This window comes from Streptomyces sp. NPDC054794 (assembly GCF_053611585.1).
The window spans coordinates 61,496-87,745 of record NZ_JBSHAQ010000002.1; the positions used below are offsets into that span (position 1 = coordinate 61,496).

Genomic DNA, 26,250 nt, shown 5'->3' on the forward strand with positions numbered 1-26,250 from the left:
CCACCGCACCCAGTAGACCGCCGCACGGGCATGGACGCGCCGGGCCCCGGCGGCTTAGCCTCGGAGCGACGGTATCTCTGACTGAGTCAACCATCCGGGGAGCCGACCGACCATGAGCGTCCAGGACATCCGCGCCTTCAACCGCTTCTACACGAACGTCATCGGCGCCCTCGACTACGGCCGCCACCTCTACGCCCCGTACACCCTCACCGAATCCCGCGTGCTGTACGAACTGGCGCACTCCCCACGTACCGACGCGGCGGACCTGCGCGCCGAGCTCTCGCTGGACGCCGGCTATCTGAGCCGGATCCTGAACAAGTTCGAGCAGGACGGGCTGGTCGAGAGGTCGGCCTCGGAGAAGGACCCGCGCCGCCGGCACATCGCGCTCACCCCGCGCGGGCGGGAGGCCGCCGAACTGCTGGACGAGCGCGCGCGGGAGACGGTCGGCTCGCTGCTGGGGACCGTGCCGCCGGCCGACCGGCCCCGGCTCGCGGAGGCGATGCGCACGATCCGCGCCATCCTCGGCGAGGGGCGCGGCGGGGAGCCCCAGGACGTCGTGCTGCGCGAGCCCGGCCCAGGCGACCTCGGCTGGATCGTGCAGCGCAACGCCGCGCTGTACGCCGCCGAGTACGGATGGAACGCCGACTACGAGGGGCTGGTCGCGCGGATCGTCGCCGACTTCGCGCAGGACCACGACCCGCATCTGGAGCGGGTCTGGATCGCCGAGAGCGGGGGCGGGCGGCCCGTGGGGTGCGTGATGTGCGTACGGGACGAGGCCCCGGGCACGGCCCGGCTGCGGCTCCTGCTCGTCGAGCCCGACGCGCGCGGGCTCGGCATCGGCGACCGGCTGGTCGAGGCGGTCGTCGACTTCGCCCGCGGCGTCGGCTACCGCGAGCTGGTCCTGTGGACCAACGACGTGCTGTCCTCCGCCCGCCGTATCTACCAGCGCCACGGCTTCGCCCTCGTCGGCGAGCAGCCGCACCGCTCCTTCGGAAAAGACCTGAACGGTCAGGACTGGCGCCTGGATCTGCACGAATCGGGCGAGTGACCGGTAGTGTCGCTGAGCATGAAGCTGGCCTTCTCCACCCTCGGTGTCCCCGGCCTGCCCGTACCGGAGGTACTGGCGCTCGCGACCGCGCACGGCTACCACGGAGTCGAGCTGCGCGCCCATCCGGAGGAGCCGGTGAACCCGGGCCTCGGACCGGCCGAACGGGCGGACGTGGCCGCCGAGTTCAAGGCCGCGGGGGTCGAGATCCTCTCGGTCGCCGGATACACCCGCGTCGCCGCGCCCGGCGAGGACGGACCCGTGGTCGAAGAGGTCCGGCGGCTCCTCGACCTGGCCCACGACCTGGGCGCCCCCTTCGTCCGCGTCTTCCCCGGCGCCGCCCCCGACCAGTCGCGCGAGGACGCCGACGCCACGGCCGCCCGCCGGCTGGGCACCGCCGCCGAGCACGCCTCCGCCCTCGGCGTCCGCATCCTCGTCGAGACCCACGACTCGCACCGCACCGGCGCCGACGCGATCCGCGTCCTGGGCCGGGTCGGCCACCGCCAGGTCGGCGCGCTGTGGGACGTGATGCACACCTGGCTGGGCGGCGAGCAGCCCTCGGAGACGTACGCGGCGCTCTCCCCGTACCTCGGATACGTCCAGGTCAAGGACATCGCCTCGGCCGAGGACACCACCCCGCTGCCGCTCGGCCGGGGCGTGCTGCCGCTGACCGAGTGCGTGGACGTGCTCTCCCGGCACGGCTGGGACGGCTGGCTGTGCTGGGAGTACGAGAAGCGGTGGTACGAGGCGGTGACCCCGCTTCCGGAGCTGCTGGGCGCGGGCCGGGACCACCTCGCCCGGCTGCTCAGCGACGCCGCCTGAGGCACTCCCGGGGCCGTCACACGAATATCGGCTGGTCGGGGCGGCGGGTGCCCGGTTAGTCTCCGCCGGTGACTCAGCCACCCTCCGCGCCGCGCCCCGTCATGCCCTCATGAGCCTGACGCGTTCCCTCATCGACGTCGGGCCGCTGCGCACCTCCCCCGTCTTCCGGCGGCTGCTGATCGGCCGGACGGTGTCCTCGCTCGGCGGCTTCCTGACCATGGTCACCGTCATGTACCAGGTTTGGGACATGACCCGCAGCACGGCGTGGACCGGTGCGGTCGGGCTGGCGCAGGCGCTGCCGATGGTCGCCTTCGGCCTGTTCGCCGGGGCGTGGGTGGACCGGGCGGACCGGCGGCGGATCTATCTGACGGCGACCACCGGCCAGGCGGCCTGCTCGGTCCTGCTGGCCGTGCAGGGCTTCACCGGCCACGTCCCGGTCGCCGCCGTGCTCGCGCTGGTCGGCGCGCAGTCCTGCTTCGGCGCGCTCGGCGCCCCGGCGGCGGGCGTGTTCGTGCCCCGGCTGCTGCCCAAGGACCAGGTGGCCGCCGGACTGGCCCTCAACCAGATCACCGCCCAGTCGATGATGCTGGTCGGCCCCGCGCTGGCGGGCGTCCTGCTGGGCTGGCTGGGCATCGGCGCCTGCTATCTGCTGGACGCCCTGAGCTTCGGTCTCTCCTTCTACGGCGCCTTCGGCCTGCCCGCGCTGCCGCCCGAGGGCGAGCCGTCGCGGTCGGGGCTGCACGGTGTGCTGGACGGGCTGCGCTTCCTGGCCGGGCACCGGGTGGTGCGCGGGGCGCTCGTCACCGACCTCGCGGCCACCGTCCTGTCCTTCCCCGTCAGCCTCTTCCCGCTGGTCAACGCCGAGCGCTTCGGCGACGACCCCCGCACGCTGGGCCTGTTCCTGTCGGCGATGGCGGTCGGCGGCATAGGGGCGACGGCCCTGTCCGGCGCGGTGACCCGGCTCGGCCGGCCGGGCGCGGTGATGCTGTGCGGGGCGGGAGCGTGGGGCGCCGCGCTCGTCCTGTTCGGGCTGTCCACCGACCCGTGGGTGGGCCTCGGGCTGCTCGTCCTGGCCGGCGCGGCCGACGCCACCTCCGTGGTCTCCCGTTCCACGATCGTGCAGACCCGTACCCCCGACGCCCTCCTGGGCCGGGTCACGGCGGCCGAGACGATCGTCGGGCAGGCGGGCCCCAGCCTCGGCAATGTCCGCGGCGGTCTGATCGCCGGCTGGTCCTCCGGCACCACCGCCCTGATCAGCGGCGGCCTGATGTGCGTGCTGGCGGTCGCGGCGGTGGCCGCGTCGACACCCGAACTGCGCGACGGGGCCACGCCCGGGTCGTGAGCCGCGGCCGGACTCAGGCGGCCGCCAACCGCCCGAACGCCTCGTGGAACCCCGGGAACGTCTTCCGTACGCACCCGGGGTCGTCGTAGGACATCCCCGGCACCCGCAGCCCGGTCACCGCAAAGGACATGACGACGCGGTGGTCGCCGTACGAGGTGATCCGCACGTCGGGCCGGGGCTCGCCCGGCCGGATCTCGATCGTCCACCGATCGGATCACGCGCTCCACAACACCCGCCGACCGGACCGCACACCAGTGCCTCCATCGACCGAACCGCACGCCGAGCCTTCCGCCGACCAGCCCACGCACCGAAGCCCCCACCAACCGGGCCGAGCCCGCCGCAACCCCGACCGAGCGGCCCGCCTGGTGTCGCAGGCGTCTCCCTCGGCTCCCCCTCACCAACTTCCGGGAATCGGGGCGTGGTGGGGAACCCGGGCCCGTTCGGGGGCGTCGAATCGGCAGGCTGTCGGACGAGTCTTCGCAGTACGGTGTCGGCCCTCGCTGCTGGCTGCGATCGCTGACCACCCTCTCCGCCGTACTGCGGCCGACAGCACGCCGTCATCGGCGCGCCCCCCTCCAACTGCGCCGATGGCGGCCCCTCGACGGTTACTGTGCGGTGCCTTGACTGGCAGAAACTTCCCGGATATTGGTGATTCCTCGGAAGTTTCCTTCAGCGTTCTCCTCCGGAAGGAGCGCACGTGCACGACTCCGGCACGGGAAGCACCGCGACCCCCTCCAGACGCGCCGTCCTCGCCGCGACCGCGGGCCTCACCGCGGCCCTGGGCGTCGGCGGAGCCGCCCACGCGGCCACCACCTACGCGACCACCCACACCGACCGCCGCCTCCGCGTCGTCATCGCCCGCATGAGCCTGGAGGAGAAGGTCGGCCAGCTCTTCGTGATGCGGGTGTACGGCCACTCGGCAACCGCCCCCGACCAGGCCGACATCGACGCCAACCTCAAGGAGATCGGCGTACGCACCGCCGCCGAGCTCATCGCCAAGTACCGCGTCGGCGGCATCATCTACTTCACCTGGACCCACAACACCCGCGACCCGCACCAGATCGCCACCCTCTCCAACGGCATCCAGAAGGCGTCGCTCGACCAGCCGCGCGGCCTGCCCCTGCTCATCGCCACCGATCAGGAGCACGGCATCGTCTGCCGGGTCGGCAAGCCGGCCACCCTCTTCCCGGGCGCGATGGCCATCGGCGCCGGCCGTTCCCGCGGCGACGCCCGCACCCTCGGCCGGATCTCCGGCACCGAACTGCGCGCCATGGGCATCAACCAGGACTACTCCCCCGACGCCGACGTGAACGTCAACCCGGCCAACCCTGTCATCGGCGTACGCTCCTTCGGCGCCGACCCGGACGCGGTCGCCGGTCTGGTGGCGGCCGAGGTGAAGGGATATCAGTCGTCCCGGGTGGCGGCCACCGCCAAGCACTTCCCCGGGCACGGCGACACCGCCGTCGACAGCCACTACGGCTTCCCGGTCATCACGCACAGCCGCGACCTGTGGGAGCGGCTGGACGCGGTGCCCTTCCGGGCGGCGATCGAGGCCGGCATCGACTCGATCATGACCGCGCACATCCAGTTCCCGGCCCTCGACGACTCCGGCGACCCGGCCACCCTCTCCCACCCGATCCTCAGCGGCATCCTGCGCGAGGAACTCGGCTACGACGGAGTGGTGGTCACCGACTCGCTGGGCATGGAGGGCGTACGGACGAAGTACGGCGACGACCGGGTACCGGTGCTCGCCCTGAAGGCGGGCGTCGACCAGCTCCTCAACCCACCGACCCTGGACGTGGCGTGGAACGCCGTGCTCAAGGCCGTGCGCGACGGTGAGCTGACCGAGGCACGGCTGGACGAGTCGATCCTGCGCATCCTGCGCCTGAAGGCGAAGCTCGGCCTGCTCGACGACCCGTACGTGAGCGACGCGCGCGTCGACCGGGTGGTGGGCACGGCCGGACACCGGGCGGCGGCCGACCGCATCGCCGAGCGGACCACGACCCTCCTGGTCAACGAGGGCGGGATCCTTCCCCTCTCCCGCAGTACGCACCCCAGGATCCTGGTCGTCGGCGCCGACCCGGCCTCCCCCTCGGGCACCACGGGCCCGCCGACCACCGTCCTGGCCGGCGCCCTGACCGAACTGGGCTTCACGGCCACCGCCCTGTCGACCGGCACGGCCCCCTCCGCCGCGACCATCGCCAAGGCCGTGGCGGCCGCGCAGGACGTGGACGCGGTGGTGGTCGGGACGTACAACGTCACGGCGGGCGGCAGTCAGAAGACGCTGGTGGAGCGGCTGCTCGCGGCGGGACGGCCGGTCGTGGCGATCGCCGTCAGAAACCCCTACGACGTGGCCCAACTCCCCACCGTGCAGGCGTTTGTGGCGACCTACTGCTGGACCGACGTCGAACTGCGCGCGGCCGCACGGGTGCTCGCCGGTCGGGTCGGCCCGCGCGGGCGGCTGCCGGTGCCGGTACAGCGGGCGGACGATCCGACGCAGGTGCTGTATCCGATCGGCCACGGACTGACGTACCAGACGTACGCCACAGACCGGGCGTAACGCCGCCAACTGGCGGAAACCCTCCCACTTGTCTGGCGTGTGCCCGCCGACGCGGGCCACGCTGGGCAGGGGCGTCTGGGGGGATGGCGATGCGCGGGACGTATTCCGTGGGGGCGGTGTGCGCGCTGCCGGTACTGCTCGTCGCCCTACTGACGGGCTGCCAGCGCGGAACCGGCTCCGCCGGTCAGGACGGGCCGGTCGGCAACCCGGCGACCGGCGCGTCCTCCGCCGGCTACGGCGCCCAGTTCCTCGCGGTCGACGAGTGCAGCTCCTTCGGCACCACGAGCTTCGGCGAGGTGCCGTGCACCAGCGAACGCGCCGCCGCCCGCGTCATCGCCCGCTACGACGGCGCGGTGGGCGACGGCCCCCTGTGCCCCGCGACCACCGACTTCGTGCTCCACATCAGCGAACAGCACCCCTCCCGCGACGAGGACGGCGACGGGGCGGTCCCCCAGGGCTACGCCTGCATGCGCAACCTGGAACCACCGCACCCGGGCGACCCCGGCGGCGGGGGCGGCCCCCGCACCATCGTCGGCGACTGCGTCTACGGCTCGGGCGGCGGCCAGGTCCGCGAGACGGCCTGCGACGGATCGGGCCCGCACAAACCCCAGTACAAGGTCACCGCGGCGGTGGCCGACCGCCCCCAGTGCCCGGACTCGACCTCCCTGTACGTCCAACTCGGCGGCGCGGAGCCGGTGGGCTGCGCGCGGCGGGTGTGACCGGGCCGGTTCACGTGCCGGGGAACGCGCGGCGGCCGACCCCGGCGGCGTGTTCCGCTGACGATCGTGCAACCATCCGACATACGTCGTGCGTCCGTACATCAGTACGTTCATAGCTGGAGCGCGGCTGGTGCAGCGCCGCGGTACGGGAGGGACGACAAGTGAACAGTGGTGGCAGTAGTGACAGGGGTGGCATACGGCGACGGCTCGCGCTCGTCATGGCCGTGCTGGCCGCGTCCGGAGTGCTCGCGCTCGTGGCACCGGGCAGCGCCCAGGCGGCCACGGAGGGCGCCTGCACCGGACGCAAGGTCAAGACACTGCCCTTCTCCACCGGCACCGTCGCCGTCTACAAGCACGACGGTTACGTCTGCGCGGTCACCTTCCCGAAGAACCCCGGCAGCCGGCGCCTGATGTCGGTCAGCGTGCAGGCGCGCGGCAACCGCCCGGTCGTCGACAAGGGCCGCTTCACCCGCCGGGCCGGCCCGGTGACGGTGCACGCCGGCCACCGGTGCGTGTGGGTGAAGGGCTCGGTGGGCCAAGGGACGGTCAGCTCCGGCTGGATCCTGTGCTGAACCTGCGGCCTGCCCTGCGATAGCGCAATTCCCCCTGGTGTGACGGCAGTTGCTCCGATAGCTTCCGGCGCACATATGTCTCACAGGGGAGTGTGCATGCGCAAGGCGCTCAGATGGCTGCTCGCGCTCATGGTGTTCATAGGCACGCTGAGCACGGCGGGGGCGGCCACCGCGGCCCAGCCGGAGGCCACCGACATCAAGGACCGCCTCCTGGCGATACCGGGCATGAGCCTGATCCAGGAGAAGCCCTACACCGGATACCGCTACTTCGTCCTGAACTACACCCAGCCGATCGACCACCGGAACCCGTCCAAGGGCACGTTCCAGCAGCGGATCACCGTGCTGCACAAGGACGTCAGCCGCCCGACGGTCTTCTACACCAGCGGCTACAACGTCTCCACGACCCCGAGCCGCCGTGAGCCGACCCAGATCGTGGACGGCAACCAGGTCTCCATGGAGTACCGCTTCTTCACCCCGTCCCGCCCCGATCCGGCCGACTGGTCCAAGCTGGACATCTGGCAGGCGGCGAGCGACCAGCACCGCATCTTCGCGGCGCTGAAGTCGGTCTACTCCAACAAGTGGATCGCCACCGGCGGTTCGAAGGGCGGCATGACCGCCACGTACTACGAGCGCTTCTACCCGCGGGACATGGACGGCGTGGTCGCTTACGTCGCCCCCAACGACGTCGTCAACAACGAGGACTCGGCCTACGACCGCTTCTTCGCGAACGTCGGCACCAAGGAGTGCCGCGACCGGCTGAACGCCGTCCAGCGGGAGGCGCTGGTGCGCCGCGAGCCGCTGGAGAAGAAGTACGCGCAGTACGCCGCCGACAACGGCCTCACCTTCACCACCGTCGGCAGCCTCGACAAGGCGTACGAGGCCGTGGTCCTCGACTACGTGTGGGGCTTTTGGCAGTACAGCCTGCTGAAGGACTGCGACACGATCCCCGCGAAGGCGGCGACCGCGACCGACGACGAGATCTGGAACTCGGTCGACACGATCTCCGGCTTCTCCGCCTACGCCGACCAGGGACTGGAGCAGTACACGCCGTACTACTACCAGGCGGGCACCCAACTGGGCGCCCCCACCATCCACTTCCCGTACATCGAGAAGGGCCTGATCCGCTACGGCTACCAGCCGCCGCGGAACTTCGTGCCGCGGTCGATCCCGATGCGCTTCCACCCGGGCGTGATGCGGGACGTGGACACCTGGATCCGGCACCACGCCACGCACATGGTCTTCGTCTACGGCCAGAACGACCCGTGGGGCTCGGAGCGCTTCCGCCCGGGCAAGGGCGCCCGTGACGCGTACGTCTTCACCGCCCCCGGCCTGAACCACGGGGCGAACGTCGCCGGCCTGGTCCCCGACGAGAAGGCCCTCGCCACGGCGCGGATCCTGCAGTGGGCGGGCGTCGCCCCGGCCGCGGTCCGGGCGAACCCGTCGGCGGCCAGGCCGCTGGCCCGCTACGACGCGAAGCTGGACGTGCGGGACGTGGAGCGCGAGCCCGCGCTGCGCCCGTAGGTCCCCGCCCCGGCGCGGCGGTCACCTCGTGGCCGTCGCGCCACCGCGGTCAGCCGGCCACGCCCACCGGCTCCTCCGGCTCCTCCGGTTCCGCCTGGCCGACGAAGCTGTGCCACAGGTCGGCGTAGCGGCCGCCGCGGGCCAGCAGGTCCTCGTGGGTGCCGTCCTCGGCGACCCGGCCGTGGTCCATGACCACGACGCGGTCCGCGCGGGCGGCGGTGGTGAGGCGGTGGGCGACGACGAGGGTGGTACGGCGGCCGGTCAGCCGGTCGGTGGCCTGGTTGACCTGGGCCTCCGTGGCCAGGTCGAGGGCCGCCGTCGCCTCGTCGAGGAGCAGCACGTCCGGGTCGACGAGTTCGGCCCGGGCGAGCGCGATCAGCTGGCGCTGGCCCGCCGAGAGGTTGCGGCCGCGCTCGGCGACCTCGTGCAGATAGCCGCCGTCCAGGGTGGCGATCATGTCGTGCGCGCCGACCGTCCGGGCCGCCGCCTCCACCTCGGCGTCGGTGGCGTCGGGGCGGCCGTAGGCGATGGCGTCGCGGACGGTGCCCTGGAAGAGGTACGCCTCCTGCGGGACCACGCCGAGCCGGTGCCGGTACGAGGTGAGGTCCAGGGCCCGCAGGTCCTGGCCGTCGGCCGTGACCCGGCCGTCGGTCGGGTCGTAGAACCGGGCCACCAGCTTGACCAGCGTCGACTTGCCGGCGCCGGTCTCACCGACGAAGGCGACCGTCTGGCCGGCCGGAATCGTCAGGTCGATGCCGGTGAGCGCCGCCTCGTCGTCACCGTAGGCGAAGCTCACGTCCTCGAAGGCGATGTCCCCGCGCAGGGAGGGGACGTCGAGCGGCCGCTCGGCGGACTTCGTGGACGTCGGCTCCACCAGCAGCTCCTGGATGCGGCCCAGCGACACCGTCGCCTGCTGGTAGCCGTCGAAGACCTGGGAGAGCTGCTGGACGGGGGCGAAGAACAGGTCGATGTAGAGCAGATAGGCGACCAGCGCGCCGGTCGTCAGCGTCGCCGCCTCCACCCGGCTCGCGCCCGCGATCAGCACCGAGGCCGCGGCCACCGAGGACAGCAGCTGGACGAAGGGGAAGTAGACGGATATCAGCCACTGGCCGCGGATACGGGCGGCGCGGTAGCTGTCGCTGCGCTCGGCGAACCGCCGGCCGCCGTCCCGCTCGCGCCGGAAGGCCTGCACGATCCGCAGCCCGGACACCGTCTCCTGCAGGTCGGCGTTGACCAGCGACACGCGTTCGCGGGCGAGTTCGTACGCCTTCACGCTGGCCCGGCGGAAGAAGTAGGTGGCGACGACCAGCGGCGGCAGCGTCGCGAAGACGACGAGTGCCAGCTGCACGTCGAGCACCAGCAGGGTGCCCATGATGCCGAAGAAGGTGACGACCGAGACGAACGCGGTGACCAGGCCGGTCTGGAGGAACGTCGACAACGCGTCGACGTCCGTCGTCATCCGGGTCATGATCCGGCCGTTCAGCTCGCGCTCGTAGTAGTCGAGGCCGAGGCGCTGGAGCTGGGCGAAGATCTTCAGCCGCAGGGAGTACAGGACCCGTTCGCCGGTGCGGCCGGTCATCCGGGTCTCGCCGATCTGTGCCGCCCACTGGACGAGCACGGCGAGCAGGCCGAGCAGCGACGCCGCCCAGACGGCGCCGAGGGCCATCCTGGTGACGCCCTGGTCGATGCCGTGCCGGATCAGGATCGGCAGCAGCAGGCCCACGCCCGCGTCCACGGCGACGAGCACCAGGCTGGCCAGGAGCGGGAGGCCGAAGCCGCGCAGCAGCCGGCGCAGGCCGTAGGAGCTCTCCGGCCGGAGTGCGTGTGCCTCGTCGATGTCGGGGGTGTCGACGGCGGGGGGCAGGGCGTCGACCAGGGCGAGGAGTTCCGGGGTCGCCGGGGTCCCGGACAGCGCCAGGTCCTTGCGCTCGCGGTCGCCGGTCCACAGGCGGGGGGTCACCCCCCGCTCGGCGTCGAACTCGGCGTCCAGCTCCTCGCGGACCGAGGTGTCCTCCGCGGGGGCGGCGGGCAGGGTGTGGCCCGGGGAGACGCCGCCGAGCTCGTCGGGGTCGGTGAGCAGGCGGCGGTAGAGGGCGGAGCGTTCCTGCAGTTCCTCGTGGGTGCCGATGTCGGCCAGGCGGCCGGCGTCGAGGACGGCGATGCGGTCGGCGAGGTTCAGGGTGGAGCGGCGGTGGGCGATGAGGAGGGTGGTCCGGTCCCGCATGACGTGGCTGAGCGCCTCGTGGATCTCATGCTCGACGCGGGCGTCCACGGCGGAGGTGGCGTCGTCGAGGACGAGCAGGCGCGGGTCGGTGAGCAGGGCGCGGGCGAGCGCGATGCGCTGGCGCTGGCCGCCGGAGAGGGTGAGGCCGTGCTCGCCGACCGTGGTGTCGTAGCCCTCGGGCAGCTCGGCGATGAAACGGTCCGCCTGGGCGGCGCGGGCGGCCTTCTCGATCTCCTCCTGGGGCGCGTCCGGACGGCCGTAGGCGATGTTGGCGCGGACGCTGTCGGAGAAGAGGAAGGAGTCCTCGGGTACCAGGCCGATCGCGGCCCGCAGGGAGTCCAGGGTCAGCTCGCGCACGTCGTGGCCGCCGACCAGGACCGCGCCGTGGGTGACGTCGTAGAAGCGGGGCAGCAGCAGGGAGACCGTCGACTTGCCGGAGCCGGAGGAGCCGACCACCGCGAGGGTCTCGCCGGGGCGGATCTCGAAGCTCAGGCCCCTGAGAACGGGGCGCTCGTGGTCGTACCCGAAGGACACGTCGTCGAACTCGACGGTCGCCGGGGCGTCGGCGGGCAGTTCCTTGGTGCCGTCCTTGATGGTCGGCTCGGTGTCGATCAGCTCCAGGACCCGCTCGGTGCCCGCACGGGCCTGCTGGCCGACCGTGAGGACCACGGCCAGCATGCGGACCGGTCCGACCAGCTGGGCGAGGTAGGTGGAGAAGGCGACGAAGGTGCCCAGGGTGATGTGCCCGCGTACGGCGAGCCAGCCGCCCAGCGCCAGCATGGCGACCTGGCCGAGCGCGGGCACGGCCTGCAGGGCGGGGGTGAACTTGCTGTTCAGGCGTATGGTGCGCAGCCGCCCGGCGAACAGGCGGCGGCCGACCTCGCGCAGCTTGCCGGTCTCCTGCTCCTCCTGTCCGAAGCCCTTCACCACGCGTACGCCGCTGACGGAGCCCTCGACCACGCCCGCGACGGCCGCGGCCTGGGCCTGCGCGTACCAGGTGGCGGGGTGCAGGCTGGTGCGGCTGCGGCGGGCTATCCAGCCCAGCGCGGGGGCCACGGCGAGGGCGACCAGCGTCAGCGGGAGCGACAGCCAGGCCATGATCACCAGGGAGATCAGGAAGAGCAGCAGGTTCCCGATGGTCATCGGGAGCATGAAGAGCAGGCCCTGGATCAGCTGGAGGTCGCTGGTGGCACGCCCGACCACCTGGCCGGTGGACAGCTCGTCCTGACGCCGTCCGTCGAGCCGGGTGATGGTGTCGTACATCTCCGTCCGCAGGTCGTGCTGGACGTCGAGGGCGAGACGGCCGCCGTAGTAGCGGCGGATGTAGGCGGAGGCGTAGACGAGGACCGCGGCGCCGATCAGGGCGCCGGCCCAGGGAGCCATGGCGCGGGTGTGGTCGCCGATCACGTCGTCGATGATCACCTTGGTGATCAGCGGGACCAGGGCCATGACGGCCATGCCGGCCAGGGAGGAGCCAAGCGCGAGGACCACGTCCTTCGGGTAGCGCCAGGCGTAGCCCGCGAGTCTGCGCGCCCAGCCCTGTGTCTCCCCCTGCTGCGCTGCCACGCCGATGCCCTCCGTTGGTTGTGGTCTCCCGGAAGACACCAACGCACAGCGAAGCGGATTTCATCCCTCCGCAACAAATCGCTCCGCTGGGTCCGGCCGTTTTCACAGCGCGGCACCGTTGTGGCTGGTCGCGCCCGCGCGGCGGAGCCGCACATCGATACAGCCCCGCGCCCCTAGGGAGTTGTCCTTACCCGCAGGTAGGAGAACCGCGTCGTCTGCGCGGCGTTCTGGTTGTCGTCGCTGACCAGCAGGACCTTCAGACGGCCGGTGTGGTCACGTCCCGTGATCGTCATGCCCTCGATGTTGTCCAGCAGGGGGTTCGGCTGGGTCTGTTTGGCGGTGGCGCCGAGGGAGGGGCAGTCGGCGATGTCCGCCAGCAGGGTCTTCTTGATCAGCCGGGCGCCGTCCTGGCCGGTCAGGTTCTCGACCCCGCTGGTGTCCGTGGCGTGCCGCGGGTCGGCGAGGTAGAGGCGGACCGTGTTGCCGACGCCCGCGGTGAAGCCGCGCTCCAGGACGAGGAGCCGGACGTCGGGGTGGCCTGGATCTCGGGGACACCGAGACCGGCGTCGGTGCGGTAGGCGTACTGGGCGGCGAGCTCGAAGCGGCCGTGGTCCCGCTTCCAGGTCTGGAAGCGGACGATGCCCGCGGAGTCACCGGAAATCGCGTACTCCATGGAGGCGAGGAGCGTACGTCCGCCGGGGAGCAGGGTCAGGCCCTCGAAGGTCTGGTTGCCGGTGGCGCGGCCGGCCGGGGCGACCTGGAGCGAGGCCGGGACCGGGAGGCGGTCGCGGATCTTGCCGTCGCGGGAGTAGCGGCGGACGGAGGCTCGGTCTCGGAGGTGATCAGTCGGGTGCCGTCCCGGTCGATGACGAGCCCCTCGGAGTCGAGGTCGGCGCCCTTCTCGTCGGCCAGGTGGACGGCCGAGGTCGGCCGGAGGGTCTTCCGGTCCAGGCCGAAGAGGCAGGAGCGGTCCTCCAACGCGGCCAGCGATCCGTCGCTGTCCACCGCGAGGGCGGAGAAGTTGCCGACGAAGGTGCCGTTGTACGTCGTCTTGTCGAGCGCGTCGGAGAAGCGGTCGATGGAGACGGCGGGCGAACAGGCGTTGTTCGCGACGGAATCGGCACTGGCGGGCCCGGCGGCGGACAGGCAGGTGGCCGCCGCCAGGCCGGCGGGGAGCGTGGCGAGTACGGTTCTCGGGCGCATGGGCGTCACCGTAGGGCGGCCCGATGACGGGCAGGAGACCGCCTCATAAAGCGTCAGCCCTGCGGCGGCACCGCCACGTGGGCCTCGCTCGGCGAGCTGGTCGGGGTGTAGCGCGCGGCGGCGGACGTCGTCGGCACCAGGTCCTTGTGGATGGCCTTGGCCACGTTCTGGATGGTGGTGACGCCGTAGTCCATGGTGCTGTTGTCCTGCGTCAGCACGGTGATCATGTAGTCGTGGCCGGCGCCGTTGAAGGTGCCCAGGCTGTGCACCCGCCAGCCGTGCGTGGAGCGCTGCAGCCAGCCGTTCTTGACGTGCACCGCGACCGAGGAGGGCGCCCCGGCGGGCGTGCCCCAGCGCTGCGACGAGATGACCTGGCCCATCAGCTTCAGGATGTAGGCACGGGAGTTGTCGCTCAGCACGGTGTTCTTGGCGGTGACGAGCTTGAGCAGCTTCTGCTCGTCGGTGACGTTCTCCTGGGTGAGACCCCAGTAGCCGTCCGTGCCGGGCGTGGTCCTGGTCATGCCGGCGGCGGCCAGGAAGCCCTTGATCTTCGTCATACCCAGCTGCTTCCACAGCCTGCTGGTCGCGGTGTTGTCCGACTTGGTGATCATGGCCGTGGCGAGCGACTGCTCGGTACTGGTCAGGTACCGGTTGTGCTTCTTGGCGTCCCACAGCAGCGTGGCGAGAACCGTGACCTTGACCGTGCTGGCCGAGTCGTACGCGGTGGTCGGGCGCAGGGTGCAGGTGGTCTTGGTGGAGCGGTCGTACAGGCCGACCGCGACCGTGCCCCGGCGGTTCGCGAGCGCCGCCGTGATGTCCTTCTTCAGCTTGTCGGCCAGGCCCGCCTTGGCGGAGGTGCAGCTGACCGTGGGCGTCGCCGCGACGGCCGGCGCGGCCGCCGCCACGCCCGATATGAACATCCCGGCGGCAAGGCCCGTGCCGAGCACACGGGTACGCCGGGACATGCGGTGAGTCATGGAGGTTCCCCATCCCCTTGAACGTCATCGAGCGCACCCCTGCACGCTCGTCTCCCATGACTCGCTGACGCGGTCGAAAGTTGTACGCGCGTTCCCGATGCGCGAGTTCGATCGAGAGGATGCGGCAATGATTTGAACATGCCAGAGGAGAGAGGGACCGGTGAGTCCGGTCACAAGGTGGCGGGGCGGCTGTACGCGGCACTGAGCGTCCTGCACGTGGTCGCCGCGTCCGGGCGCAGGCTGCCCGGCGCGGAGAGGTTCACGGGCAAGGACAGTCCGCAGGGGCGGATACAGGGCCTGCGGTCGGATCCGTACGACGACCTGCTGAGGGCGCACGGCCGGCCGGGCGACCACGGGAAGGCGGCGGCCGAGGCGTTCCGGGCGATCCCGGGCCTCCTGCCACCGCGGAGCGCGCTCCACGACACCATCGGCGCGAAGGAACTCGACCAGTTCACGGCCGGGTACGAGACCCAACTGGCGGAGTACCGGAAGAGCTACGGGGCCCTGCTACCGGACTGACCTCCCGGCCCCCGCCAGCCCTTGCCAACGCCGCAGCGTCGCCGCCGGACGGGCCGAGACGCTCAACCCCCGTGGGGCGCCGGTAAGACGGGCACGCGAGCCCGTGCAGCGCGGTGAAGCAGGAAGCCCCCGGAAGGTCGGACGACCCAGGCCGGTACCCCTGGCCTTCGGGCCAGGGAGCACGTCAATTGGCGAGCACCTCGTTGGCATCTCCCGCCGATCGCACTAGTGCTACTTGTTCGCTCACACCGGTGAAGTCGATCTTGGGTCCGGGCGTGTCCGGCTCCGCCGACAGGAGCATGGGAAACGCCTCGGCGCATCCGTCGAGGCGTCCCAACTCCCTTTCACGGAGAGCCACATGAAGCTTCGTTCCTGGTCCCTGGCCGCCGCCCTCGCCCTGACCGCCCTGGTCGCGCCCGCCCACAGCGCCGCCGCGGCGGCCGCCCCCTCGTGCCCCGACGGCTCGGTGTGCTTCTGGAGCGACGAGGACTTCGACGGCGACTACTGGGAGTGGACGTCCCGCAGCGGCTACCGCGACATGCCGCCCAACCTCCATGACCACGTGGGCTCGTTCGTCGCCTCCACCCGCGCCTGCTTCATCAACTGGTCCCCGGTCGAAAAGCGCGACGTCTTCAACGGCGACTGGCGCTCCCGCTACCAGGGCGACTTCGGCGGGCGTATCGACGGGGTGGGGCCGGGGGCCTGCTGAACCGCCGGAGCTGATCCGCTGCCGGGCGAGAAACTCGCCCGGCCTTCTCCGCTGGTCGATCCGGGCGCGTACGAGGGCGTCGACGGCCCCGCGCGGAGCCACCTTCGGTCTCTCCCGCTCGTCGCGTACTCGGTCGACTTTCCTGCCGGACGCCTGATAGGCGGCCTCGAACGCGATCCACGCCTCGTAGGCCACGAGCATCCCCTCAAAGGGGCCCGGCTTCGCTCGGACTGTTGCCGAAAGACCAGGGGTGGTTCGTGACTCCCGATCCACAGTTCGAGCCGGGCATGTTCGGCCCTGTATTGCGCGGCCAGTTCGACCACGTCGTTGCCGACGATGTTGCTGCCGATGACCTGCACCCCGAGGTTGAGTGCGGGCGATGCCGTCGGGGTGCACAGCCGATCAGGCAGCCCGCTGGACGGCTGCAGACCTCTCAGCCACTCCCAATCCTCCGCCACTACAACCTTCTTCGTCCCGCGGGCTCTCCCCGGAGCCCGCTGTGAAGTCGAGGTGCCCACCAGGTCAGTTCAGGTGCGTCGGCGCGAACATCCGCAGCAGCGCCGGGAGTACGACCACCGAAGGGCCCGGTGACGACAGCGCCTTCGCCAGGTCGGACTCCAGGGTCTCGGGGGTCGTGCGGATGCCCGGGACGCCGAAGGACTCGGCGAGTGCCGCGTAGTCGGGGCGGGTCAGCTCCGTCGCCGTCGCCTCGCCGAAGGCGTCCGTCATGTACTCGCGCAGGATGCCGTAGCCGCCGTCGTCGACGATCAGCCAGGTGACCGGGAGGCCGTACTGCTTCGCCGTCGCCAGTTCGGCGATCGAGTACAGCGCGCCGCCGTCGCCGGACACCGCCAGCACGGGGCGGGTCGGGTCGGCGGCGGCCGCGCCCAGCGCCGCCGGGAAGCCGTAGCCGAGGCCGCCGGCGCCCTGGGCCGAGTGCATCAGGTTCGTGTGCCCCGGGTCGAAGGCCGACCAGGCCCAGTAGGACAGGATCGTCATGTCCCAGAAGGACGGGGAGCCGGCCGGCAGGGCCCGGCGGACGGACGCCAACAGATCCTGTTCCAGGGTGAGTTCCTGGGACGCGATGCGCTCCGCGACGCGGGCGAGCACGTCCCGCACCCGCTCGGGGGCCGTCGGGTCCGTGCGCTCCGGCACCGTCTCCAGCAGCGCCTGCAGCGCGAGGCGCGCGTCCGCGTGGATGCCGAGCGCCGGGTGGTTGGACTCCAGCTTGCCGAGGTCCGCCTCGATCTGGATCACTCGGCCCCTGGGCTTGAACGTGTAGTAGTTGGAGGAGAGTTCACCAAGGCCCGAGCCGACGACGAGGAGTACGTCGGCGTCCTCCAGGAAGTCCGTGGTGTGGCGGTCCTCCAGCCAGGACTGCAGGGACAGGGGGTGCGTCCAGGGGAACGCCCCCTTGCCGCCGAAGGTGGTGACGACGGGGGCGTCGAGCCGCTCGGCCAGCTGCCTCAGCTTGCCGGACGCGTCCGCCCGTACCACTCCCCCGCCCGCGATGATCGCCGGCCGGACGGCACGCGCGAGCAGGTCGGCGGCCACGGCGGTCAGTTCGGGGCGCGGGGCCGGCTGGTCGGGGGTCGCGTCGACCCCCGTCACCACCGGCAGCGAGGTCTCGGCGAGCAGCACGTCCTGCGGTATCTCCACCCACACCGGCCCGTGCGGGGCGGTCAGCGCCGACTTCCAGGCCGCCGCTATCGCGGACGGGATCTGGGACTGGGTGCGGACCGTGTGAACCGACTTGACCACGCCCCGGAACGAGGCTGCCTGGTCCGGGAGTTCGTGCAGATAGCCGTGCCGGCCGCCGCCCAGGCCGGCGGTGGGGATCTGGCTGCTGATCGCCAGGACGGGGGCGCTGGCGGCCGCCGCCTCCTGGAGCGCGGCCAGGGAGGTGAGGGCTCCCGGGCCGGTCGACAGCAGCAGTGGCGCGGCCTCACCGGTGACCCGGCCGTACGCGTCCGCCGCGAAGCCCGCGTTGTTCTCCACCCGCAGACCGATGTACCGCAGATCCGAGCGGCGCAGCGCGTCGAACATGCCGAGGGCGTGCTGGCCCGGCAGGCCGAAGACGGTCGTCGCGCCGAGACCGGACAGGGTCTCCACGACCAGGTCTCCGCCGTTGCGGCCAGTCGTCACGTGGCGCGAAGCGCCTCCATGAGGGGTGGCGGCCGGGCGACGGGAGGGAGGGTTGAGCGCGGCCTCCGTCTGCGCGGGCGTCGGGCGAAGCACCAGGTCGTGGTCGTGGGTCACTTGGTCTCGGTCTCCTCGGGAATCAGGAGTTGCGGGCCGCCGCGATCTGGCGGCTCATGATGGTGGTCAGTTCGTACGCCGTGTGCGAGGCCGCCACCGACGTGATCTCCGCGTGGTCGTACGCGGGGGCCACCTCGACGACGTCCGCCGACACCAGGTTGCACGACGCCAGACCGCGCAGGATCTCCAGGAGCTCGCGGGAGGTCATGCCGCCGGCCTCCGGGGTGCCGGTGCCGGGCGCGTGCGCCGGGTCCAGGCAGTCGATGTCGATGGAGATGTACAGCGGGCGGTCGCCGATGCGCTGGCGCAGCTGGTCGGCGACCTCGTCGGCGCCGCGGCGGTAGATGTCCGCGGAGGTGACGATGCCGAAGCCCATCTTCTCGTCGTCGGTCAGGTCCTGCTTGCCGTACAGCGGGCCGCGGGTGCCGACGTGGGAGAGCGCCTCGGTGTCGAGGATGCCCTCCTCGACCGCGCGGCGGAACGGGGTGCCGTGCGTGTACTCGGCGCCGAAGTAGGTGTCCCAGGTGTCGAGGTGGGCGTCGAAGTGGAGCAGGGCGACCGGGCCGTGCTTCTTGGCGACCGAGCGCAGCAGCGGGAGGGCGATGGTGTGGTCGCCGCCCAGGGTCATCAGACGGGCGCCGGTGCCGAGCAGCTCGTCGGCGGCGGCCTCGATGGTGTCCACGGCCTCGTTGATGTTGAACGGGTTCACGGCGATGTCGCCGCCGTCCGCGACCTGGGCGAGGGCGAAGGGGGAGGCGTCCTGCGCCGGGTTGTAGGGGCGCAGCAGCCGGGACGCCTCACGGATGGCGTTGCCGCCGAAGCGGGCGCCCGGCCGGTACGAGACGCCGGAGTCGAACGGCACGCCCACGACGGCGACGTCGGCGGTGCCGACCTCGTCGAGGCGGGGCAGCCGGGCGAAGGTCGCGGGACCCGCGTACCGCGGGATGCGGGAGGAATCGACGGGACCGCGGGGCGTCTCGTTGCTGCTCATCGTGAAATGCCTTCTTTCCTGCGCTTTGCTGCGCATTCACTGCTTTCCATATGACTTTACTGGTGAGCCGGGACCGGCTCGGACGCGAGTTCGGGGGTCCGCCCGGCGAGACGCTCGCGCCAGGTGGCGAGGACGGCCGCGTCGGTGGGCTTCGTGGCCAGGGAGACGGCGACGTAGGCGACCAGGGAGGCGGACAGGCCGAGGTAGACGGGCTCGTTGGCGAGGATGCCGTAGCCCGCCATCAGGCCGATCACCGCGAGGCCGCCGACGATCACCGAGGCGAGGGCGCCCTGCACGGTGCCGCGCTTCCACAGCAGGCCGCCGAGGATCGGCACGAGCAGGCCGGCGACGAGCAGGTTGTAGGCGACGGTGAGCGCCTCGACCACGTTGTTCAGCGCGATCGCGGTGCCGATCACGGCGACGCCCATGAGCAGGATGAAGGCGCGGTTGCCGGACACCTCGTCGTGCGCGGCCTCGCCGCCCTCGCCACGGCGCACGGCACCGCGCAGCCGCGACCAGATGTCGTTGTTGGCGACGGTCGCGCAGGCGATCAGCGCGCCGGAGGACGTGGACATCACGGCGGCCAGGGCGGCGGCCAGCACGAGGCCGCGGACGCCTACCGGAAGTTCGTCCTTGACGATGGTGGCAAAGGCGTCGTCCGGGCTGCCGAGCTTGGGGTAGAGCACCTTGGCGGCCGTGCCGATGACGGCACCCGCCAGGGCGTACACCAGGCAGTAGGTGCCCGCGACCGTGCCGCCCCACTTGGCCGTCCGGTCGCTGCGGGCGGTGAACACGCGCTGCCAGATGTCCTGGCCGATGAGCATGCCGAACGTGTAGATCAGCACGTACGTGAAGATCGTCTCGCCGCCGATGCCCAGCGGGTCGAAGTACTCGGTGGGCAGCTTGGCCTTCATCTCGGAGAAGCCGCCGGCCTTGACGACCGCGATGGGCAGCAGGAGCAGGAGCACGCCGATCGTCTTGACCACGAACTGCACCATGTCGGTGAGCGTGATCGACCACATGCCGCCGAGCGTGGAGTAGGCGACGACGATCGAGCCGCCGAGGACGATCGCGACGGTCCGGTTCATGTCGAAGAGGACGTCGAAGATCGTGGCGTACGCGATGGTCGAGGTCACCGCGAGCATCAGGGTGTACGCCCACATGACCACGCCGGAGATCACGCCCGCCCGGCCGCCGTAGCGCAGGTCCAGCATCTCGGAGACGGTGTAGACCTTGAGGCGGGCGATGCGGGCGGAGAAGAAGACGGAGAGCGCCAGCAGGCCGAGGCCGATGGTGAAGACCATCCAGGCGCCGGAGAGGCCGTACTGGTAGCCGAGGCCCACGCCGCCGATGGTGGACGCGCCGCCGAGGACGATCGCGGCCATGGTGCCGGAGTACATGGCGGGCCCGAGGCGGCGCCCGGCCACCAGGAACTCGCTCTTGGACTTGGCGCGGCGCATGCCCCACCAGCCCATGGCCAGCATGCCGGCCAGATAGACGACGATCACTGTGTAGTCGACGGCCATGTGGGGCCCTCCTTCGCGCACATCCCGGTGGCGTGTCGTGCAGAAACGTGGGGGTTCTCCTGGGAGGTCGGCAGGGCTCACGGGGACATCCGCCCGTACCCGTGGCTGCCGGCCCGGACTTGACACTAGGTGGCCGGAAAGCGGCTGCGAAGTGTACGTTTCATCCATTCGAGCAGCGCGGGATGGAGGGTACGCACACCATGCCGGACACGTCTGCACCAGCAGTCCCACCCACCCCACCGGTCCCGCTGACCGCGCTGCTGGCGAGGGAGGACCTCGCCCTGCGCCAGATCGCGGGCCCCGCCGCCGACGGGGTGGTGATCCACTGGGCGCACACCTCGGAGATGGCCGACCCGTATCCGTATCTGCTGGGCGGTGAGCTGCTGCTGTCGGCGGGGGTCCACGTCCCGGAGACGGCGGACCGGGCCGGGACCCTGGGCGAGTACTTCGACGGCTACGTCTCCCGGATCGTGGCGGCGGGCGGCGCGGCCCTCGGCTTCGGTCTCGCGCCGGTCCACGACACGGTTCCGCGGGCCCTGGTCGAGGCCTGCGAGGCGCACGGACTCCCGCTCCTGGAGGTGCCGCCGCAGACCACGTTCTCGGGCGTGGCCCGCGCGGTCTGGCAGCTGATGGCGCAGGCCCGCCTGGCGGAGCTGCGCCGGGTGACGGAGGCCCAGCAGAGCCTCGCGGCCGCCGCATCCCGCCCCGATCCCGTCCCGTCGGTCCTGCGCCAGCTCGCCCAGCGCGTCGGCGGCTGGGCCGCGCTGTACGGACCGGACGGCGCCGAGATCGCGGGGGCCGGGCGGGCGCCGGGAGACGAGGCACGGCAGGCACTGACCGTCCTGACCGGGGTGGTCCGCCCGACCCCCACGCCGCCCCGCATCCCGAGCACCGGCCCCGCCACCGACCGCCCGGCCGCCCCCGACGGCCCCACCACGGCCCGCCCGCCGGCCGATCGCCCCACGACCGGTCACGGCTCGCCGGCCGACCGCCCCGCTCCCGCGTCCGCCACCGACACCGTCGCCGGCAGTCGGCTCGCCGCCTACGCCCTCGGTGCCGGGCAGGGATTCGTGCTCGGGGTCGCCGCGCCGCAGCGGGAGCCCGGGGATCACACGATCGCGTCCGTGGCCGCCGTGCTGCTCTCCCTGCTGACCGGCGAGCACCAGAGCGGCGCCGGAGCGGCCCGCGCCGCCGCGCTCGTACGGCTGCTCCTCGGGGTGCCGCCGGCCGACGTGGCGCCGCTGCTCGGGGCCGAGAGCTGGCTGGTGGTGCACGCCCGGCCCGAGGGCCGGCCGCCCGACGCGATGGCCGCCTCCGCGCTGGGGGCAGCCCTCGGATCGGCGCTGGTGGACCTGGCCAAGGACGTCGTACGGGTCCTCGTGCCCGCCGACCGCGCGCCGACGCCGCAGCCCGGCTGGATCCTCGGCGTCAGCGCGGCCGTGCCCCCGCCGCAGTGGCCGTCCGCCGACACCCAGGCCGCCCGCGCCCTGGCCCGCGCGCGGGCCACCCGCACCGCCCTGGTCCGCCACGGCACCCGCCCCGGCCTCGACGAACTCGTCCCGCCCCGGGAGGCCGAGGCGTACGCCCGCTCCGTCCTCGCCCCGGTCGCCGCCGTCCCGGCGCTCGCCGAGACCCTGCGCACCTGGCTGTCCCTGCACGGCAGTTGGGACCGGACCGCGGTGGCCCTGTCCGTGCACCGCAACACCGTGCGGCAGCGGATCGCCCGCTGCGCCGCGCTCCTCGACGCGGACCTCGACGATCCGGACGTACGGATGGAGCTGTGGTTCGCGCTGAAACACCTGTGAGCGCGACGGAAGTGAGGCGGGCGCGAACCGGGGAGTGACCCGCGTCCCAGCGAGCGATACGTCGGGGAAACGCGCAGCGCCCTGCCCCACAATGGGGGGCATGCCGATACCCGGGACACCCAGCCGCGCCGAGCTCGTCGACCACCTCGTGAAGACCCGCATCGCGGGCGACGTGGCCACCCCGCGCGAGAACAACCTGAACCACTACCGCAGGCTGGCCAACGGCGACCGCAACTTCTGGTTCGGACTGGAGCTCGGGGACCGGTGGCGGGACGAGCAGGACGTCCTCGCGGTGATGGCGGAGCGGGTCGGCGTCAACGACGATCCCGAGTACCGGTACGGACAGGACACCATCGATCCCGAGTTGACCGTGGACGCCCTGGGCCGGCTGGCGGGCCGGCTGCGGAAGGCGGCCGACGGGCAGCAGCGGGTGCTGTTCGCCACCGGTCACCCCGGCGGCCTGCTGGACGTGCACCGGGCCACGGCCGCCGCGCTGCGCGCCGCCGGCTGCGAGATCGTGGTCATCCCGGAGGGGCTGCAGACGGAGGAGGGGTACGTCATGCAGTTCGCGGACGTGGCCGTCCTCGAACACGGGGCCACGCTGTGGCACACCCACTCCGGTGAGCCGATGCGGGCGATTCTGACGGGCCTTGAGCGCGCGGGCCGCCCGCTGCCCGACCTGGTCGTCGCCGACCACGGCTGGGCCGGATACGCGGGTCAGGCGGGCGTCGACTCCGTCGGCTACGCCGACTGCAACGACCCGGCGCTGTTCCTCGCCGAGTCGGAGGGCACCGTCCAGGTGGCGGTGCCGCTCGACGACCATGTGCTCAGCCCGCGGCACTACGACCCCATGACGGCGTATCTGCTCGCCGAGGCGGACCTGGCCTGAGCCGGGGCGCGAGACAAAGAACGTGATGTGCGGCCCCTCTGACGGGGCCGCACATCACGCTCTCACTGTCGTTGGGCACCGGCCTCAGTGGCCGCCACCGCCACCACCGCCGCCGCCGCCGTGGCCTCCGCCACCGCCGCCGCCGTTGCCGCCGCCACCGTGGCCACCGCCACCGTAACCGCCGCCACCGCCGCCGTGGCCTCCGCCACCGTAGCCGCCGCCACCGTGGCCACCGCCGCCGTAGCCGCCGTGGTCACCGCCGTAGCCGCCGTGGTCACCGCCGTAGCCGCCGTGGTCTCCGCCGTAGCCGCCGTGGTCTCCGCCATAGCCGCCGTGGTCTCCGCCATAGCCGCCGCCGCAGCCGTCATCGTTCCACCAGCTGTATCCGCCGTGGTGGCCGCAGCCGCCGCCGTAGTCGCTGCTGGCCGAAGCGGTGCCGGCCGCGCCGATCGCGGCCCCGCCGGCCATCAGAATGCCGGCGGCGGACGCCGCGAGGAGACGCCTCACGCGTTGTGCTCGCATGGGATAAACCTTCCGTTCCATCGTCTCTCGCGATACCAGACGGGATGCGCGAGGTGGATGGCCGTCACCGCAAGCAGAGAGCTGCGGCACGGTCTCAGGTGTCGCCGCGTATTCAACTGAAGCGCACGGGCTCACCGCCGACGCCTTCAGTCCGCCCGCGCAACGTTTCGCGGGCGCTCACTGCGGCCGGGTCCCACACCACCGGAACCGGGTCGGCCGGGCGTGCCGTGCAATGCGGCTTTCACTCATAGAGCCTAGTACCCCACCCGCAACTCGTCACCTCGGGCAGCCTCTCGCGTCACAGGGGCCCACCTCGGTCGTCACGCCGCATCGCGGTCCGGCCGAGTTCTCATCGAGGGACGCGGACGACGCCTTCCTGGATGACAGAGATGGCGAGCCGACCGTCCTGGGTGTATATCCGGGCCTGCCCGAGACCACGACCGCCGTGCGCGGACGGGGAGTCCTGGTCGTAGAGCAGCCACTCGTCGGCGCGGAACGGCCGGTGGAACCACATCGCGTGGTCCAGCGAGGCCCCGACGACGTCGCCGACGGCCCAGCCGCCGCGGCCGTGCGCGAGCAGCACGGAGTCGAGCAGGGTCATGTCGGAGACATAGGTGGCGAGGACGACGTGCAGGAGCGGGTCGTCGTCGAGCTTGCCGTTGGTGCGGAACCACACCTGCGAGTGCGGCTCGCGCGGCTCGCCGAACTTCCCGAACGGCGGCTCCTCGACATAGCGCAGGTCGACGGCCTCGCGCGCCTCCAGGAACCTCTCCACGACCTGGGGCGGCAGGTGGGCGTACCCGGTCATCCGCTCCCGGGAGGTGGGCAGCGTCTCGGGATCCGGCGCGGGCGGCATGGGGGCCTGGTGGTCCAGACCCTCCTCGTCCGTCTGGAAGGACGCCGAGAGATGGAAGATCGGCTGCCCGTGCTGGACCGCGACCACCCGGCGGGTGGTGAACGAACGCCCGTCGCGGATGCGGTCGACCGTGTAGACGATCGGGGCTCCCGGGTCACCGGGGCGCAGGAAGTACGCGTGCAGGGAGTGCGCGTGCCGGTCCGCGGGCACCGTACGCCCGGCGGCGACCACCGCCTGGGCCGCCACCTGCCCGCCGAAGACGCGCGGGACGACGGCGGCCCGGGACCGGCCGCGGAAGATGTCCTGTTCGAGCTGCTCCAGATCGAGCAGCTCAAGCAGGGACTGAAGTGCCTGGCTCATACGTCACTTGTACCGTGCACGGATGTCGCAGGCCTTACGGAGCCGTGTCACAGGCCCATGTCCTTCGCGATGATCGACTTCATGATCTCGCTGGTGCCGCCGTAGATGCGGTTGACGCGGTTGTCGGCGTACAGACGAGCGATCGGGTACTCGTTCATGTAGCCGTAGCCACCGTGCAGCTGGAGGCAGCGGTCGATGACGCGGTGGGCGACCTCGGTGCAGAACAGCTTGGCGGAGGCGGCCTCGGCCGGGGTCAGCTCACCGGCGTCCAGGGCCTCCGTCGCGCGGTCGGCGACGGCCTCGGCCGCGTCCACCTCGGCCTGGCAGGCGGCCAGCTCGAACTTGGTGTTCTGGAAGTGGGCGACGGGCTTGCCGAAGACCGTGCGCTCCTGGACGTACTGCTTGGCGAACCGGACCGCGGCCTTGGCCTGCGCGTAGGCGCCGAAGGCGATGCCCCAGCGCTCGGAGGCCAGGTTGTGGCCGAGGTAGTAGAAGCCCTTGTTCTCCTCGCCGAGCAGGTCCTCGACGGGCACCTTGACGTCGACGAAGGCCAACTCGGCGGTGTCGGAGGTGCGCAGCCCCAGCTTGTCCAGCTTGCGGCCGACGGAGTAGCCCTCGGACTTGGTGTCGACGGCGAAGAGGGATATGCCGAAGCGGCGGTCCTCGGCGGTCGGGGCGGAGGTCCGGGCGCAGACGATGACCTTGTCGGCGTGGACACCGCCGGTGATGAACGTCTTGGCGCCGTTGAGGACGTAGTGCGTGCCGTCCTCGCTGAGCTTGGCGGTGGTCTTCATGCCCGCGAGGTCGGAGCCGGTGCCCGGCTCGGTCATCGCGATGGCCCACATCTCCTCGCCGGTGACGAACTTCGGCAGGTAGCGCTTCTTCTGCTCGTCGTCGGCCAGCATCTTGATGTACGGCAGGGCGAGCAGGACGTGCACGCCGGAGCCGCCGAACTGGACGCCCGCGCGGGCGGTCTCCTCGTAGAGGACGGCCTCGAACTTGTGGCTGTCCATGCCCGCGCCGCCGAACTCCTCGGGCACGTTGATGCCGAAGATGCCCAGCTCGCCCAGCTTGTAGTAGAAGTCGCGAGGCGCCTGGCCGGCGGCGAACCACTCGTCGTACACCGGAACGACCTCGGCCTCGATGAAGGCGCGCAGGGTCTCCCGGAACGCCTCGTGATCCTCGTTGAACACCGTACGGCGCACGCCGCCCACCTCCATCTGTCTAAGCGCTTGCTCAGGCAACCGTACCGGCCGGTAGGGC

General features: G+C 71.9%; 19 protein-coding genes and 2 pseudogenes. 11 read left to right on the forward strand and 10 right to left on the reverse strand.

The features are described from left to right. Positions 1-112 precede the first annotated feature (112 nt). From ACWGKT_RS02370 to ACWGKT_RS02380, 3 genes are all read left to right on the forward strand, one after another. Positions 113-1,048: a bifunctional helix-turn-helix transcriptional regulator/GNAT family N-acetyltransferase gene (locus ACWGKT_RS02370; RefSeq protein ID WP_356148571.1), complete on the forward strand. Its 936-nt coding sequence runs from the start codon at positions 113-115 to the stop codon at positions 1,046-1,048. A gap of 18 nt (positions 1,049-1,066) precedes the next feature. Beyond that, positions 1,067-1,867: a sugar phosphate isomerase/epimerase family protein gene (locus tag ACWGKT_RS02375; protein ID WP_356148574.1), complete on the forward strand. Its 801-nt coding sequence runs from the start codon at positions 1,067-1,069 to the stop codon at positions 1,865-1,867. 109 nt (positions 1,868-1,976) lie between these two features. Continuing rightward, the gene (locus ACWGKT_RS02380) at positions 1,977-3,209 is read left to right on the forward strand and encodes an MFS transporter (protein ID WP_453272140.1); all 1,233 of its coding nucleotides are present in this window, start codon (positions 1,977-1,979) and stop codon (positions 3,207-3,209) included. Between the two features lie 13 nt (positions 3,210-3,222). Here the strand turns inward: ACWGKT_RS02380 and ACWGKT_RS02385 are convergent. After that, positions 3,223-3,408: pseudogene (locus ACWGKT_RS02385) on the reverse strand (3-phosphoshikimate 1-carboxyvinyltransferase); the annotation flags it as partial. A gap of 498 nt (positions 3,409-3,906) precedes the next feature. Between ACWGKT_RS02385 and ACWGKT_RS02390 the strand changes: the two are divergent. The 4 genes from ACWGKT_RS02390 (at position 3,907) to ACWGKT_RS02405 (ending at position 8,581) form a co-directional block, all read left to right on the forward strand. After that, a complete protein-coding gene (locus ACWGKT_RS02390) occupies positions 3,907-5,769 on the forward strand; it encodes a glycoside hydrolase family 3 protein (RefSeq protein WP_453272141.1) in 1,863 nt (620 codons plus the stop codon). Positions 5,770-5,858: 89 nt separating this feature from the next. Continuing rightward, positions 5,859-6,488: a hypothetical protein gene (locus ACWGKT_RS02395; RefSeq protein ID WP_453272142.1), complete on the forward strand. Its 630-nt coding sequence runs from the start codon at positions 5,859-5,861 to the stop codon at positions 6,486-6,488. 218 nt (positions 6,489-6,706) lie between these two features. Continuing rightward, positions 6,707-7,060 (forward strand): hypothetical protein, encoded by a 354-nt coding sequence (locus ACWGKT_RS02400; RefSeq protein ID WP_356148653.1) that lies wholly within the window; start codon positions 6,707-6,709, stop codon positions 7,058-7,060. A gap of 96 nt (positions 7,061-7,156) precedes the next feature. Next, on the forward strand, positions 7,157-8,581 hold the full coding sequence (locus ACWGKT_RS02405; protein WP_453272143.1) for a S28 family serine protease: 1,425 nt from the start codon (positions 7,157-7,159) through the stop codon (positions 8,579-8,581). A gap of 49 nt (positions 8,582-8,630) precedes the next feature. Here ACWGKT_RS02405 and ACWGKT_RS02410 read toward each other — a convergent pair whose 3' ends face one another. From ACWGKT_RS02410 to ACWGKT_RS02420, 3 genes and pseudogenes are all read right to left on the reverse strand, one after another. Then, positions 8,631-12,371 (reverse strand): ABC transporter ATP-binding protein, encoded by a 3,741-nt coding sequence (locus ACWGKT_RS02410; protein ID WP_453272144.1) that lies wholly within the window; start codon positions 12,369-12,371, stop codon positions 8,631-8,633. A 173-nt stretch (positions 12,372-12,544) separates the two neighbouring features. Then, positions 12,545-13,574 (reverse strand): annotated as a pseudogene (locus ACWGKT_RS02415) (esterase-like activity of phytase family protein). Between the two features lie 53 nt (positions 13,575-13,627). Continuing rightward, a complete protein-coding gene (locus tag ACWGKT_RS02420) occupies positions 13,628-14,551 on the reverse strand; it encodes a serine hydrolase (RefSeq protein WP_453272145.1) in 924 nt (307 codons plus the stop codon). A gap of 138 nt (positions 14,552-14,689) precedes the next feature. Between ACWGKT_RS02420 and ACWGKT_RS02425 the strand changes: the two genes are divergently transcribed. Both ACWGKT_RS02425 and ACWGKT_RS02430 read left to right on the forward strand, forming a co-directional pair. Next, positions 14,690-15,070, forward strand: coding sequence for a hypothetical protein (locus ACWGKT_RS02425; protein ID WP_453272146.1), 381 nt, complete (start codon positions 14,690-14,692; stop codon positions 15,068-15,070). Between the two features lie 358 nt (positions 15,071-15,428). Further along, a complete protein-coding gene (locus tag ACWGKT_RS02430) occupies positions 15,429-15,779 on the forward strand; it encodes a peptidase inhibitor family I36 protein (protein WP_235456168.1) in 351 nt (116 codons plus the stop codon). 522 nt (positions 15,780-16,301) lie between these two features. Here the strand turns inward: ACWGKT_RS02430 and ACWGKT_RS02435 are convergent. Genes ACWGKT_RS02435 through ACWGKT_RS02445 form a run of 3 tightly spaced genes read right to left on the reverse strand, consistent with a single transcriptional unit; the run spans position 16,302 to position 20,555 of the window. After that, positions 16,302-18,038 carry a thiamine pyrophosphate-binding protein gene (locus ACWGKT_RS02435; protein WP_453272147.1) on the reverse strand — a complete coding sequence of 579 codons (1,737 nt, stop codon included), beginning with the start codon at positions 18,036-18,038 and terminating at the stop codon, positions 16,302-16,304. Between the two features lie 22 nt (positions 18,039-18,060). Next, a complete protein-coding gene (gene speB, locus ACWGKT_RS02440) occupies positions 18,061-19,029 on the reverse strand; it encodes an agmatinase (RefSeq protein ID WP_235456170.1) in 969 nt (322 codons plus the stop codon). A 56-nt stretch (positions 19,030-19,085) separates the two neighbouring features. Further along, complete coding sequence (locus ACWGKT_RS02445; RefSeq protein ID WP_453272148.1) at positions 19,086-20,555, reverse strand: sodium:solute symporter; 1,470 nt, start codon at positions 20,553-20,555, stop codon at positions 19,086-19,088. Between the two features lie 200 nt (positions 20,556-20,755). Between ACWGKT_RS02445 and ACWGKT_RS02450 the strand changes: the two genes are divergently transcribed. Together ACWGKT_RS02450 and ACWGKT_RS02455 are read left to right on the forward strand one after the other, a co-directional pair. After that, positions 20,756-22,360, forward strand: coding sequence for a helix-turn-helix domain-containing protein (locus tag ACWGKT_RS02450; RefSeq protein WP_453272149.1), 1,605 nt, complete (start codon positions 20,756-20,758; stop codon positions 22,358-22,360). Positions 22,361-22,460: 100 nt separating this feature from the next. Then, positions 22,461-23,249 (forward strand): phosphatase, encoded by a 789-nt coding sequence (locus ACWGKT_RS02455; protein ID WP_356148610.1) that lies wholly within the window; start codon positions 22,461-22,463, stop codon positions 23,247-23,249. A gap of 84 nt (positions 23,250-23,333) precedes the next feature. Here ACWGKT_RS02455 and ACWGKT_RS02460 read toward each other — a convergent pair whose 3' ends face one another. The 3 genes from ACWGKT_RS02460 to ACWGKT_RS02470 form a co-directional block, all read right to left on the reverse strand. Next, complete coding sequence (locus ACWGKT_RS02460) at positions 23,334-23,771, reverse strand: hypothetical protein (protein ID WP_453272150.1); 438 nt, start codon at positions 23,769-23,771, stop codon at positions 23,334-23,336. Between the two features lie 349 nt (positions 23,772-24,120). After that, positions 24,121-24,987 (reverse strand): acyl-CoA thioesterase II, encoded by an 867-nt coding sequence (tesB, locus tag ACWGKT_RS02465; protein WP_453272151.1) that lies wholly within the window; start codon positions 24,985-24,987, stop codon positions 24,121-24,123. Between the two features lie 47 nt (positions 24,988-25,034). Further along, on the reverse strand, positions 25,035-26,192 hold the full coding sequence (locus tag ACWGKT_RS02470; RefSeq protein ID WP_356148619.1) for an acyl-CoA dehydrogenase family protein: 1,158 nt from the start codon (positions 26,190-26,192) through the stop codon (positions 25,035-25,037). Positions 26,193-26,250: the final 58 nt, after the last annotated feature.

Coding starts and splice junctions, on each gene's coding strand:
- ACWGKT_RS02450 (WP_453272149.1), top strand. CDS start 20,756: ATGCCGGACACGTCTGCACCAGCAGTCCCACCCACCCCACCGGTCCCG.
- tesB (WP_453272151.1), bottom strand. CDS start 24,987: ATGAGCCAGGCACTTCAGTCCCTGCTTGAGCTGCTCGATCTGGAGCAG.
- ACWGKT_RS02370 (WP_356148571.1), top strand. CDS start 113: ATGAGCGTCCAGGACATCCGCGCCTTCAACCGCTTCTACACGAACGTC.
- ACWGKT_RS02430 (WP_235456168.1), top strand. CDS start 15,429: ATGAAGCTTCGTTCCTGGTCCCTGGCCGCCGCCCTCGCCCTGACCGCC.
- ACWGKT_RS02445 (WP_453272148.1), bottom strand. CDS start 20,555: ATGGCCGTCGACTACACAGTGATCGTCGTCTATCTGGCCGGCATGCTG.
- ACWGKT_RS02455 (WP_356148610.1), top strand. CDS start 22,461: ATGCCGATACCCGGGACACCCAGCCGCGCCGAGCTCGTCGACCACCTC.
- ACWGKT_RS02420 (WP_453272145.1), bottom strand. CDS start 14,551: ATGACTCACCGCATGTCCCGGCGTACCCGTGTGCTCGGCACGGGCCTT.
- ACWGKT_RS02395 (WP_453272142.1), top strand. CDS start 5,859: ATGCGCGGGACGTATTCCGTGGGGGCGGTGTGCGCGCTGCCGGTACTG.
- ACWGKT_RS02460 (WP_453272150.1), bottom strand. CDS start 23,771: ATGCGAGCACAACGCGTGAGGCGTCTCCTCGCGGCGTCCGCCGCCGGC.
- ACWGKT_RS02375 (WP_356148574.1), top strand. CDS start 1,067: ATGAAGCTGGCCTTCTCCACCCTCGGTGTCCCCGGCCTGCCCGTACCG.
- ACWGKT_RS02425 (WP_453272146.1), top strand. CDS start 14,690: ATGCCAGAGGAGAGAGGGACCGGTGAGTCCGGTCACAAGGTGGCGGGG.
- speB (WP_235456170.1), bottom strand. CDS start 19,029: ATGAGCAGCAACGAGACGCCCCGCGGTCCCGTCGATTCCTCCCGCATC.
- ACWGKT_RS02380 (WP_453272140.1), top strand. CDS start 1,977: ATGAGCCTGACGCGTTCCCTCATCGACGTCGGGCCGCTGCGCACCTCC.
- ACWGKT_RS02400 (WP_356148653.1), top strand. CDS start 6,707: ATGGCCGTGCTGGCCGCGTCCGGAGTGCTCGCGCTCGTGGCACCGGGC.
- ACWGKT_RS02405 (WP_453272143.1), top strand. CDS start 7,157: ATGCGCAAGGCGCTCAGATGGCTGCTCGCGCTCATGGTGTTCATAGGC.